The following is an 11,975-nucleotide window of genomic DNA, read 5'->3' as shown; positions in this document are numbered from 1 at the left end:
GGATGGCGGTGGCGCCGGAAGCGCAGGCGGTCGACAGCGTGATCGGCAGCCCGCGGGTGCCGAAACGGTCGGCAAGCCGGCCGGCGATCGAGCCGAACTGCGTGGTCTCGAAAAAGTCGAGTTCTTTCAATCCGCGCGCCACCCGCAGCAGCCGTTCGCCGCCGGAGTCCAAATCATTGGAATTGTAGAGCGCGAAGCGGTCGTGCCAGTCGAGTTCGACCGGCGGTGAAGCGAGGAAGAGAGGACCACCAAAATCACCGGAATCGAGGCCGGACTCGGCCACGGCCTCACGCGCGGCGGTTTCCGCCAGTTCATAGGTGAGATGGCTGGAGCCCTTCGAGCTCGACGGCAGGAAGTCGACCATGCCGGAGATGCGGGTGTTGAGATGATCGACCGGAAAACGGGTAATCGGGTGGATGCCCGACTTGCCCGAGGTCAGCGCCGCCCAATTATCGGCCTTGCCGACGCCAAGCGAGGTCACCACGCCGATGCCGGTGACGGCAACGATCGGCCTGCCCATATGATCGTTCAGATTGGCCATGCGGTAGCCCTCGATCGTCTATCGTTGCGGCATGGATCGTGGACCACCGCCTCAGGCGGCGTTGACGAGCGCCATGCCCTCGAATTGGTGATAGCCGATCGCCGTTGCAAGGACGGTTGCGGGAACCCCTTCGAACGGCTTCTCGGCTGCGGCATCAAAAACAGGGTAGGCGGCCTTGCGATCGACGGCCAGCGCCGCCAGTGCCACAGCGAAGGGAAACTGTGCTTCCTTCATGTGTCCGGTCAGCGTCGAGAAACCGCGCGCGGCAATCGCCGGATTGGCATCGAGCGCGGCTTTCTCGGCGATGGTTGCCGTATGGGCGCCCGACGCGCCCGACATGGCCAGCAATTTGCCGTTCGGCATTGCAGCCTGCTTGAGCAGGGCGGCGATCTGGGCGTCGAGTTCTCCCCGTGGGCGCCTGGCGCGGCCGGAGACGACCGGCCCAAGCTCGGCATAGATCTTGCGGCCGCGGCTTATCGCGTGTTCGCGCTGCTCCAGTACCAGGAAGGCACCGCCGGATCCAGTCACGACGCCGCCGCCCTCAGCCCCCTGTCTTTGCCAGACCGGCTTCCACTGGCCGCGATGCAGATAGCCGGCGAGTTCATAGCCGAGCAGCATGTCGGAATGTTCGGTCTGGAAGGCGCCGCCGACCAGGATGTGCGTCGACTGGCCGGAGCGGATGCGCGCGGCTGCTGTCTCGACGGCGGCGACACCGGCACCTTCCTCGCCCATGAAGGTTCTGGATGAGCCGGTCACCTTGTGGACGATGGAGATGTTGCCGGCGAGCAGATTGGAAAGCTGCGCCAGGAACAGTGTCGGCCGCAATTCGGTGGTCAATTTCTCGTTGATCAGCACATCGCGGTCGTTGCGGCTTTCCGACGCGGCGAGAATGGCGGCATCGACCGCCTCGTCGCGTTCGCCGCCGCCCGCGGCCACGACCATGTCCATGGTCGTGCAGAGTTCGTCATTGCCCTTGATGCCGGCGTCGTCCAGCGCCAGGCCTGCGGCATAGGTGCCGAGCCTCTGCCAGGTTTCCATCTGGCGCTGATCGCCACGTTTGGCGATCTGCAGGTTCCAGTCGATCTCCGGCAATGGATGAACGGTATAGGGTGCAAAGCGCGCCGCTTCGAGCACCGGTTCCAGCCCCGGCTGCACGAGCTTTTGCCAATGGGCGTCCGGACCTTCCCCCAGCGAGGAGACAAGGCCGATACCTGATATGACGACGTCGCGGGGGCTGCTCATGTGCGGCTTTGTGGGTCAGGCGGCAGAGCGCGTCAAGATCGAACGCTCAACCGATGTCAGGCGGTCTTGGCGGCAACCAGCGCGTCGATCTTGGCGCACAGGTTCTTCATGACGAAGTAATCGTCCGTCGAAGCCTTGCCGTCATTGACCTCCTGGGTCCACTTTTCCAGTGGCACCTTGATGCCGAATTCCTTGTCGATGGCAAAGACGATGTCGAGGAAATCGAGGCTGTCGATGCCGAGATCGTCGATCGTGTGGCTCTCGGGCGTAATCGTGTCGATATCGATCTCGCTGGTGTCGGCAATGATCTTGGCGACTTTGTCGAACGTGGTGGACAAGGGCTTTTCCTTCGGTTGCGGGCGGAATCTGTCCGCATCTTGTTTGGGCGCTGTCTAATCGGTTTTTCCCGGCAGGAAAAGGCCTGATGCGCCGGGCGCAGATGGGTAGGGCATCCAGGAAACGCAAGAAGGGCCGCCGGTTTACCCGGCGGCCCTTCTGTTGACGTCACGTCAGCCTTTGTTTCGATGCAGGTCGTTTTTCCAAAACCGGAACCACTTTGGGCGACATGCATCAGCTGTCGCGGAGCTTGACCAGATCGTTCAGCAGCCCGCCGGTTCCGTTGTGGACGGTCAGCCGCTCGACCTTGCCGGCGATGGTTTCCAGAGCCTCGAGCTCCTTCAACCGCAGCATCACCGGGTTTTCCGCCATCACCCTGGCCGTGTTGAGGAGGGAACGCGTCGCGTTCGTCTCCTCGCGGCGACGGATGATGTTGGCCTCGGCCTGCTTTTCGGCCGACACCACCTGGTTGAGGATCTCGCGCATCTCGCCCGGCAGGATGACATCCTTGAGCGCGATATCGCTGACCTCCACCCCGATCTCGGCCATATCGGCGCGGACCTTGCCAGCGGCCTCTTCGTCGATCGTCACCTTCTTTTCAAGGATCTGATCGAGTGTCAGCGCGCCAAGGGTCTTGCGGAAGGCGTACTGCAGGGCGCGGTAAAGGGCTTCGGAGAAGTCCTTCACCATGCTCACCGCCTTGACAGGATCGACGACCCGGTATTCGGCCGCGATGTTGACGCGGATCGTCACGCGATCCTTGGTCAGCACTTCCTGCCCGGCAACGTCGAGCGACTGGCGCTTGAGGTCGACGACCTTGATCTGCACCATGCGTCCGACGTTCCAGAAGCCATGCACGCCCGCCGTCAGCGTCCTGACCAGAACACCGTCGATGAACAGCAGTCCGGCCTGACCGTCGACGACCGGATGGACGGACATCAATTCCGCCTTCCGGGCCTGGCCGAGCCGGCGCATGACCGCCGCATCGATGGCGAGATCGACTGATGTGTCGATCAGCGTCACCTTCCACGGGCCGGCATCCGTCCACAGCACCAGCTTGCGGTCCGGCGCCAGCACGGCGTGCAGATTGCCGTCGCGCTCGATGATGGCGACATCCGTGCGCCCGGTGCGAACGACGGTGAAATGACGCGCGGCCACATCCGGGAGCTTGTCGAACAACGCCTTCTCGTATGCCGAAACGAATTCCGGGTTCTTCAGATCGTGCCGGGACACTTCGAGGCTGCCGCGCCGGTTGGCGAGCCAGTGCTCGCCCGGCAGCAGGACAGTCTTGATTTCCCCCTTGTGGAGGGTGAGGGCACGTTCGTTTTCCTTTACGAGGACGCGCTCGCGCCCAAGAACCTTGTCGAGAATTGTCATTGTCTTACTCCTGTCGGGCATGGCCCCATGCGAGGCGTCAAGTCATGCGTCGATCGTTCCTTTCGTTTCTCGTTTCACGTCGTCTCTTGCGTCACAGCCCGGGCACGAATGATCCGGGGACTGGTGGCATCAATCCGTGGCGGGCCTTCGGGAGCGGATCGCGGGGCAGTGAAGCGGGCGCCGGAGGCCTTGGCCTCCCTTGCCGGCGACGCTGCGCCTTGATCGTCACCGCGGGCCTGGCCGCGAGCCGATGGCGAAAGACGCTTGGGATGATCCGCGCCCGAGGGCTTGGGCCATCCGTCCAGTCTTTCGCATTCCAGTCCCCGGACCGTTTTTCGGATGGCTTTTCAGGCCAATGGAGAAGGAATCGAACCTTCGACAGTCAGATTAACAATCTGATGCTCTAACCAAACTGAGCTATCCGTGGTGCAGATGAAGGGAATTGAACCCCCGACCTCCGGACCCAAATCCGGCGCTCTCCCGCTGAGCTACATCCGCGATCCCAATCCCCAAAGCAGCGCCGTATACAGGGCGGCAAAGCCGCCTGCACGGGCGGAGGCGAAAGCTCCAACCGTTGTGCTCACTTCGGTTCTCGTGACCGGGAGCGCGCCTATAGCCCCTGCGACGGGTTGTCGCAAGCGGCATTGTCGTGGCGGATTTGCGGCTTCTTGCGGCGGTGGCATTTAGGCAACACCGCTTTCGACGTCAGCGATCGCGCGCAGGGCGCTCAGAAGGTGACGCGGCCGAGCACGCGCAGGCCATCGCCCTGCGGCTCCACGACCACGGCCTCGCCTTCGCGCGGTGAGATGCCGGTCAGCGCCACGATGTCTTCCAGATGGGTAACCATGACCAGATTGTCGGAGCCGGAATAGGCGCGGATTTCTTTGAGGATCGCCGCGATCTGCGCGGCTTTCTGCGCCTCGTCGCCCTTCAGGAGATCGAGCGGAGCAAACAGCTCCGGCTCGGCCTCGAAGGCGATGCGGGCAGTGTCGAGGCAGCGGCAATAGCGGCTGGACAGCACACGCTCGATCGGTGCCGCACGGGCGGCAAACAGAGCGCCGATCTTGCTCGCCTGCTGCTTGCCACGCGCCGACAGGTTCATCTGGGTGGCACAACTGTCGATGTCGAAATTGGCCGGGTCGGTGGTGCCGGTGACCATGGCATGGCGCAGCAGCACGACATGTCCGCCATCGCGCAGCAGCGCCCAGCCTGCATCCGTGGCGTGGGCTACGCCGGGAATAAGAAACAGGAACAACGCCAAGGCAAATCGAATCATCCGCTATCCTTCTCCGGTTCCCGGCAATGGGTTCCGGTGACGGGACATATAGGGACGGTAAAGCCAGCCGAAAGACAAGGCGCGGTCGGCGGGATGCGTAGACCTACTTCTTCGCCATCTGCTTCTTCACCAGATCGATCTTCTGGTCGGTGAGCGGGATGGGGATCGTGTAGCCGGCTTCGGTAAAGCCCTGCTTGGCGTTCTCGAAGAATTCGATCGCCTTTTGATATTCGGCCTTGCCCCCGCCATAGCTGGCTCGGTTCCAGCTGACGTCACCGAGATTGTTCTGCGCGAAGGCCCATTGCATGGGCAGGCCTTCCCTCGAGAATACCTTCAGCGTCGCCGTGAAGGCGGCCTCGGCGTCACCGAGATATTTGCCGGTGCGTTCGAGATTTCCGAGGTTGAGCAGGCTCATGCCGATGCCGTTCTGGGCGTTGGCCCAGTCGACCGGTGCCGCGTCGACGGTGAGTACTTCGAGGGCTGCCCGGCGGGCCGCTATGGACTCAAGCAGGGTCCTGGAGTCGGCATTGCTCATGCTCAGCCAGTGCAGCGTCGAGCCGAGGCCGGCCTGGGCTAGCGCCCATTGGCGGGGATTCGTCTCGCGCTTGTACTCGCGCAACGCATCGCGGTAGGCGGCAATGGCTTCACCATAATGTTCCGGCTTGTCGGTCACGCCGCCCAGAAGCTGCAGCGTGTTGCCGAGATTGTAGTGGCTCATTGCCCAATCGCGAGGGAATTTCCGTCTGACATAGACCTGCCGGGTCGCCCGGAAGGCGCTCGCCGACTGCTCCAGCTTGGCCGCGTCGCGGGTGCGCTGGCCAAGCGTCTGGTAGATCGAACCGAGATTGTTCTGCGCCGACGCCCAGTCCATCGGGAAACGCTGCCGGGTAAAGACCGTCAGTGCGTCATCATAGGCGGCCGCGGCCTCTTCAAGCGCGCCGGTGCCCATATCGAAGCGGGCGACGCCGCTCAGCGCGTTGCCGAGGTTGAGCCTGCTGGTCGCCCATGAGACGGGGAAGGTCTCACGGGTTCGCACCTCGAGCGCGGCACGGAACGCGTCGGCCGCTTCGTTTATCTTCGCCTTGTCGTTGAGCTGAATGCCGAGCGACACCAGCGTGTTGCCGAGATTGTTCTCGACCATCGCCCATTCCACCGGCGCCGTTTCGCGTGTGTATTCCTCAAGTGCCAGCCGGTAGGCCGCCTCGGCTTGCGTCAGATGTTCGCCGGCGGCCTCGCGCTCGGAAAGCGCATAGAGCGCCAGGCCGAGATTGTTCTGCGAAGCGGCCCACTCGAGCGGCACTTTTTCGCGTGGGCGTTTCTGGAGCGTCGCGCGCATCGCCACAACCGCCTCGTTCAGGCGCTTCGGGTCGCTCTCGCGCTCGCCGATCTTCAACAGCACATTGGCCAGATTGTTCTGCGCGGCGGCCCAGTTGAGGTCGTCCTTCTCGCGCTCGAACACGACAAGGGAATCGCGAAAGATCCGGGCTGCCTCTTCAAGGCGCGCGGTCTCCGTCTCGCGCTCGCCGATGGTCTGCAGCACCACCGCCATGTTGTTGCGGGTGATGGCCCAGTCGCGATTCTGTTCGCCATTGGGGATGAAGTTCAGGATGGTGCGATAGGCCTCAATGGCGTGCTGCAGCGCATCGAGGTCGCCGGTGGCGTAGCCGTAGGCGTTGAGCGCCTCGGCTTCCTGGTTCTTGTAGTTCCAGCGCAGCTTGTCGTCCCATTTTCCGGCCAGCGAAAACGCCTTGGCATAGTCGCCGGCAGCGGATTTGTAATCGAAGACCAGCCCCGAGGCATCGGCGCGCCTGGCATAGATCGCGGCGTCGGCAAGACGCTTCTGCTTGACGAGATCCTCGGCTTGATCGACCGCATCGTTGGTCTGCTCGACCCGGCCGACCGCATCGTCGAGGAATTTGCGCGCCGTCACGATGGCGCCCTGGCCGATCGCCTTGTCGGCGGAAGCGACAAGCCGTTTGATCTCCGGATCGTCGGTGCGCAGTGCTGCACGCTCGGACATCATCTTCTTCAGGCGCTCGGCCTGGGCGTCGAGCACCTTTTGCAGGTCGGTCGGGTCTTCGGGGATCTTTTCCGTGCCGAGCGCCTTCAGCACGCCATAAAGCGCGTCGAGCGGCACGCCTTCCTGCAGCGAGGCCAGTTCCACCTGCGCCCGTTTCGGGTCGGGCAGGCCGGAAATCGTCAGCAGGAGCTGGCGCCTTTCGCCTGTGATCAGTCCGTCGTCGCCGGTCGGCTCCACTGGTGCGACGCCGAAATAGAGCAGCCGGCGCAGGCTTTCATTGATCCAGGGACGCTGCTTCGCTTTTGTGTCGAGATAGACCTCCTCGGTCACCATGCGCATGACCGAGCCGAATTCGGTGCCCTTCATCGCCGCGAGGTGGCGCAGCAGGGCGGACGCGTAAGGGCTGTTTTCGCCGGCGGCGCCATCAAGTGCAGGATGACCCGGTTCTGCGGCAAAGCCGACCACTGTACCCAGGCTCGCGTCGGCCGCCGGTGCATTGCCGAGCGCCTTGGCGCCGCGCACCGGCTCCAACCCGCCGGCGCCTATGGGCGAGGCGGAAGCGGTCGGTGAGCGCCGTACCATGGCATCCGCGGGGAATGGATTGGTGCGGCAGGCATCGAGCAGCATGATCGTCACCGGCACTGTCTTTTTCAATGCCTCCATGACGGCCGATATCGGCACAAGGCTGGTGCCGGCATCCTTCAGCGACGGGACGTCGGCATCGACCGGAACCAGATAGTTTTCGCCGCCGGCCTCGATGCCATGACCGGAGTAGTAGATGAAGGCGACATCGGCGCCGTCGGCATCTTCGGTGAACCGCTCCAGGTCGCGCTTCAGCTTGGTGGCGTCGCGGTCGGTGACGCTGCGGGCGTCGAAGCCAAGGTCGGTCAGCATCTTGGCCATGTCGCGGGCGTCGTTGGCGGGGTTGGGCAGGGCGGCGATGTGCAGGTAATTCGACTGGCCGATGATCAGCGCCACGCCCTTAAGGCTTTTCGTCTCGGCAACTGCAAGCGCGGTCGCGGCAAGGCAAAGCAGTGCGGCGACGATAGCCGTCAGCCATGCCCGCCGCAAACGACTAAGGTTCGAGAGTCCGACAAAAGCCATTTGTCGTTCGTGTCCGCCCTGATGATCCAACCCTCTATAACGCTGCCAGCCGACGATGATCAAATTCAGGCGCGATTGCGTCGCGGTCGTGGCTCGCCTATCACGGGAAATTCGCCCGTCACGGTAAAAATGTCTCCGCTCACCGAAACCGTCCTTTTCGTCTTCAGCCTTGTCGCGCTCGGCTATCTCGCCGGGTTTACCGGCTATTTGAAGCCAGCGAGCGGCGAGGGGATATCGGAATTTGCCATCAACGTGGCGATGCCGCTGCTTCTGTTCCAGACAATGGTGAAGTCCGATTTCCACGGCGTGGCGCCATGGTCGCTGTGGGGCGCCTATTTCGCCGCGGTCGCCATCACTTGGGCCGCCGGCCATCTGGTCACCACCCGTATCTTCGGCAGGGATGCCCGCGCCGGCGTCGTCGGCGGGGGTTCGTCCGCCTTTTCCAATATCGTGCTGCTCGGCGTTCCCTTCATTCTTGGCATCTTCGGCCCGAGCGGCTTCGAAGTGCTGTCGCTGCTGGTCTCCGTGCATCTGCCGATCATGCTGATGGCCTCGATCGTGTTGTTCGAAGTCTTCGGCCGCGGCAGCGGCGAACCCGTGCATCCCTTGCGCGTTATCCGTAGCTTCCTCAGGCGGCTTTTCATGAATCCGTTGATCATCGGCATTCTGGCAGGCCTTGCATGGCGCATCACGGGTGCGCCGCTGCCTGATGTCGCCATGCGCCTGGTCGATGCGCTGGCCGATACGGCCGGTCCGGTGGCGCTGTTTGCCATGGGGCTCAGCCTGCGCCGCTTCGGCATTTCGGGCAATGTCAGGCCGGCGTTGGTGCTTTCGGTGCTGAAGCTGTTCCTGATGCCAGCGCTGGTCCTGGTCTTCGTCTGGCTGCTCGGCTTGCCGCCCTTGACGGCCAAGGTGGCGGTGATGGTGGCCGCGATGCCATCCGGCGTCAATTCCTATCTGATCGCGGTGCAGTTCAACACCGGCCAGGCGTTGGCGTCGAACCAGATGACCATCGCCACGGCCTGCGCCGCCGTCACCACCGCTTTCTGGCTGACTGTTGTCTTGCACGTTTTCGGGTAAGGCATCGGGGTAAGCACGTCGCCTGCTCTCGTCTCGCTGTGGCCCAAGCCCTATATGCCATCTTGCGATTGCTTGCGGGCCTTGCCCTCGGTAAAGAGCAGTGGCTCCGGCGTGCCGGCTTCAGTCCATGGCGCACGCTCACCGAAGATTTCACAGACCGGCCCGTCAGGGCGCTGAACGGAGGATAGACCATGCTTCAGAAAACCAGCCATTTCATGCGGCAGGCCAATCTCATCAACGGCGAGTGGGTGCAGGCCGACAGCGGCCAGACGGTCGACGTCAACAATCCGGCCACCGGTCTCAAGATCGGCACCGTGCCGAAGTCGGGCAAGGCCGAGACGCGCCGCGCCATCGAGGCCGCCGCCGTCGCCTTCAAGTCGTGGCGCAAGACCACCGCGCTCGAGCGCTCGAAGCTGCTGCGCAAGCTGCATGACGCGATGATGGACAATCAGGACGTGCTGGCCGAACTGCTGACCATCGAGCAGGGCAAGTCGCTGTTCGAATCGAAGGGCGAGATTGGCTCCGCCGCCGCCTATATCCTGTGGTTCGCCGAGGAAGGCCGCCGCACCTATGGCGATGTCGTGCCCTCACCATGGGCGGACCGCCGCATCCTGGTGACCAAGGAGCCGGTCGGCGTCATTGCCGCCATCACGCCATGGAATTTCCCGTCCTCGATGCTGGCTCGCAAACTCGGCCCGGCGCTCGCCGCCGGCTGCACCGCGGTGGTCAAGCCGGCGTCGCAGACGCCGTATTCGGGTCTCGCCTGGGGCGCGCTCGCCGAGGAAGTCGGCTTCCCCAAGGGCGTCGTCAACATCCTGACCGGTTCGGCCAGCGAGATCGGCGACGAGATCTGCGCCAATCCGCTGGTGTCGAAGATCACCTTCACCGGATCGACCGAAGTCGGCAAGCTTCTCATCCAGAAGTCGTCGGTCACCGTCAAGAAGGTATCGATGGAGCTCGGCGGCAACGCGCCGTTCATCGTTTTCGACGACGCCGACCTCGAGCGCGCGGTCGCCGGTGCGATCACCGCCAAGTACCGCAATTCCGGCCAGACCTGCGTTTGCACCAACCGCTTCCTGGTTCAGGCCGGTGTCTATGACAAGTTCGTCGAGAAGCTCGCTGCCGCCAGCAACGGGCTGAAGGTCGGCTCCGGCCTCGAGGACGGCGTGCAGCAGGGACCGCTGATTGACGAGAAGGCGGTCGAAAAGGTCGAGGAACTGATCGCCGACGCCACATCCAAGGGCGGCAAGATAGTCGCCGGCGGCAAGCGCCATGCGCTCGGCGGTTCGTTCTTCCAGCCGACGGTCATCGCCAACGCGACACCCAAGATGCGCTTCATGAAGGAAGAGATCTTCGGCCCGGTCGCACCGGTGTTCAAGTTCGAGACCGAAGAGGAAGCCGTCGCCCTCGCCAACGACACCGAATTCGGCCTCGCCTGCTACTTCTATACGGGCGATCTCGGCCGCGCCTTCCGTGTGATGGAAGGGCTGAAATACGGCATGGTCGGCGTCAATGAAGGCCTCATCACTACGCCGGAAGCGCCGTTCGGCGGCGTCAAGGAATCCGGCCTCGGCAAGGAAGGCGGACATCAGGGCATCGAGGATTACCTCGACACCAAATATGTCTGCATCGGCGGCCTCGGCCTCTGATAGGCTATCCCTGAGATGAGCAGGCCGATAGCCTGCCCATCTCTCGTGGGAAAACCAGCCGAAGTCTTCTGGATCAACTGGCATTTACGGGCATGGCGATGAAGGACGGCGAGGTTTTCGGCACGACGCAGGCTGGCGAGCAGGTGCGTCGCTTCACGATCAGGGGCGGCGGCATCACAGCCAACATCATCGGTCTGGGCGCGATCATCCAGGATCTGCGCCTGACCGGGCACGATGCTCCGCTGGTGCTCGGCTATGACAGCCTGGAAGGCTACGAGACGGATACGGCGTTCTTCGGTGCTGTCGTTGGCCGCTACGCCAACCGCATCCGTGACGGCCGCTTCACCATTGGCGGCAGCCGCTACCAGACCGAGCAAAACTTCCTCGACAAGCATACGCTGCATGGCGGCTCGCAAGGTTACTCCCACCGGCCGTGGACGGTTTCCTTGCATGGCAGGGATTTCGTCACGCTGACCCTGCACGATCCCGACGGCGCGATGGGTTTTCCCGGCGCGCTTGATGTCACCTGCACCTACCGGTTGAAGATCCCCGGCACGCTTAGCGTCGAGCTGACAGCCACCTGTGAGGAGCCGACGCTGTGCAATCTCACCCAGCATTCCTACTTCAACCTGGACGATGGCGGCGCCGGAGACATTCTCGACCACAGGATGATGTTGAATGCCGGCGCCTATCTGCCGGTCGATGGCGACATGATCCCGACCGGGGTGGTCAAGCCGGTTGACGGCACGCCGTTCGATTTCCGCCAGGCGCGGCCGTTGCGCATGGAGACCGAGGGCGAACAGCTGCCCTACGACCAGAATTTCTGCCTCGCTTCGACACGCGGGCCGCTCAAACAGGCGGCGTGGACGCAAGGCGCCAGTTCCGGTGTCGAGATGGAGGTCTGGACCACTGAGCCCGGCGTCCAGCTCTATACCGGTCAGTATGTGACGCCGCGCACCGGGCTGGAAGGGCGGAACTACAAGGCCTTTTGCGGTTTCTGCCTCGAGCCGCAGATTTGGCCGGATGCGCCGAACCGGCCCTATTTCCCGCAGGCGACGCTGTGGCCGGGCGCGATCTACCACCACGTCACGGAATACAGATTCCGGCTACCTTAGCCTTCGAACGCCGCCCGCAGCGTCTCGAACGGCGCCAGTGCGCCACGTACCTGCACTACGGCGGCGGCGACACGATGGGCATGGCGTGCGGCTTCCAGCGGTTCGTGACCGGCAAGTCGAGCCGCAAGATAGCCGCCGTTGAAGGAATCGCCGGCGCCCGTCGTATCAGCGGGAGCCGCGACATGGATCGCCGGCACGTCGCGCAGCGTTCCTCCCTTGGCGATCAGCGCCGGCG

The 11,975-nt window shown here is 63.5% G+C and carries 10 protein-coding genes and 2 tRNA genes; 3 read left to right on the top strand and 9 right to left on the bottom strand.

Annotation, left to right across the window (positions count from 1 at the left end; translation table 11 throughout):
• From EN939_RS06955 to EN939_RS06920, 8 genes are all read right to left on the bottom strand, one after another.
• Positions 1-541, bottom strand: a 541-nt coding sequence (locus EN939_RS06955; RefSeq protein ID WP_272483081.1) for a beta-ketoacyl synthase N-terminal-like domain-containing protein, incomplete at its 3' end; no start/stop codon positions are given.
• 51 nt (positions 542-592) lie between these two features.
• Positions 593-1,783: a beta-ketoacyl-ACP synthase gene (locus EN939_RS06950; protein WP_127267432.1), complete on the bottom strand. Its 1,191-nt coding sequence runs from the start codon at positions 1,781-1,783 to the stop codon at positions 593-595.
• Positions 1,784-1,839: 56 nt separating this feature from the next.
• Positions 1,840-2,121 (bottom strand): acyl carrier protein, encoded by a 282-nt coding sequence (locus tag EN939_RS06945; RefSeq protein ID WP_010909964.1) that lies wholly within the window; start codon positions 2,119-2,121, stop codon positions 1,840-1,842.
• A gap of 232 nt (positions 2,122-2,353) precedes the next feature.
• Entirely contained in the window at positions 2,354-3,496 is a 1,143-nt protein-coding gene (locus EN939_RS06940; protein ID WP_023812260.1) for a slipin family protein, read from the bottom strand.
• A gap of 352 nt (positions 3,497-3,848) precedes the next feature.
• Positions 3,849-3,918: transfer RNA gene (locus tag EN939_RS06935), tRNA-Asn, on the bottom strand.
• Positions 3,919-3,920: 2 nt separating this feature from the next.
• Positions 3,921-3,994: transfer RNA gene (locus EN939_RS06930), tRNA-OTHER, on the bottom strand.
• Positions 3,995-4,223: 229 nt separating this feature from the next.
• On the bottom strand, positions 4,224-4,772 hold the full coding sequence (locus tag EN939_RS06925) for a histidine phosphatase family protein (RefSeq protein ID WP_127267431.1): 549 nt from the start codon (positions 4,770-4,772) through the stop codon (positions 4,224-4,226).
• A gap of 103 nt (positions 4,773-4,875) precedes the next feature.
• Positions 4,876-7,896, bottom strand: a complete 3,021-nt coding sequence (locus EN939_RS06920; RefSeq protein ID WP_127267430.1) for a caspase family protein — start codon at positions 7,894-7,896, stop codon at positions 4,876-4,878.
• Between the two features lie 129 nt (positions 7,897-8,025).
• Between EN939_RS06920 and EN939_RS06915 the strand changes: the two genes are divergently transcribed.
• The 3 genes from EN939_RS06915 to EN939_RS06905 all read left to right on the top strand — a co-directional run bounded on the left by EN939_RS06915 (position 8,026) and on the right by EN939_RS06905 (position 11,740).
• Positions 8,026-8,976: an AEC family transporter gene (locus EN939_RS06915; RefSeq protein WP_127267429.1), complete on the top strand. Its 951-nt coding sequence runs from the start codon at positions 8,026-8,028 to the stop codon at positions 8,974-8,976.
• A gap of 191 nt (positions 8,977-9,167) precedes the next feature.
• On the top strand, positions 9,168-10,625 hold the full coding sequence (locus EN939_RS06910; protein WP_127267428.1) for an NAD-dependent succinate-semialdehyde dehydrogenase: 1,458 nt from the start codon (positions 9,168-9,170) through the stop codon (positions 10,623-10,625).
• Between the two features lie 92 nt (positions 10,626-10,717).
• Positions 10,718-11,740 carry an aldose epimerase family protein gene (locus tag EN939_RS06905; RefSeq protein ID WP_127267427.1) on the top strand — a complete coding sequence of 341 codons (1,023 nt, stop codon included), beginning with the start codon at positions 10,718-10,720 and terminating at the stop codon, positions 11,738-11,740.
• On the opposite strand, the gene EN939_RS06900 is transcribed toward EN939_RS06905, so the two are convergent.
• Positions 11,737-11,975 (bottom strand): PfkB family carbohydrate kinase (locus tag EN939_RS06900; RefSeq protein ID WP_245473055.1); only part of this gene is annotated, 239 nt, incomplete at its 5' end. The genes EN939_RS06905 and EN939_RS06900 overlap by 4 nt on opposite strands.

Origin of the sequence: Mesorhizobium sp. M7A.F.Ca.CA.002.05.1.1, assembly GCF_003998335.1 — a bacterium.
GTDB lineage: Bacteria > Pseudomonadota > Alphaproteobacteria > Rhizobiales > Rhizobiaceae > Mesorhizobium.
Note: the sequence above shows the minus strand (reverse complement) of the source record. Positions and strands in the feature narration are given on the sequence as shown.

Excerpts from the sequence above, each read along its gene's own strand:
- EN939_RS06925 (WP_127267431.1), bottom strand. The coding sequence starts at position 4,772 with ATGATTCGATTTGCCTTGGCGTTGTTCCTGTTTCTTATTCCCGGCGTA.
- EN939_RS06910 (WP_127267428.1), top strand. The coding sequence starts at position 9,168 with ATGCTTCAGAAAACCAGCCATTTCATGCGGCAGGCCAATCTCATCAAC.
- EN939_RS06950 (WP_127267432.1), bottom strand. The coding sequence starts at position 1,783 with ATGAGCAGCCCCCGCGACGTCGTCATATCAGGTATCGGCCTTGTCTCC.
- EN939_RS06940 (WP_023812260.1), bottom strand. The coding sequence starts at position 3,496 with ATGACAATTCTCGACAAGGTTCTTGGGCGCGAGCGCGTCCTCGTAAAG.
- EN939_RS06920 (WP_127267430.1), bottom strand. The coding sequence starts at position 7,896 with ATGGCTTTTGTCGGACTCTCGAACCTTAGTCGTTTGCGGCGGGCATGG.
- EN939_RS06915 (WP_127267429.1), top strand. The coding sequence starts at position 8,026 with ATGTCTCCGCTCACCGAAACCGTCCTTTTCGTCTTCAGCCTTGTCGCG.
- EN939_RS06905 (WP_127267427.1), top strand. The coding sequence starts at position 10,718 with ATGGCGATGAAGGACGGCGAGGTTTTCGGCACGACGCAGGCTGGCGAG.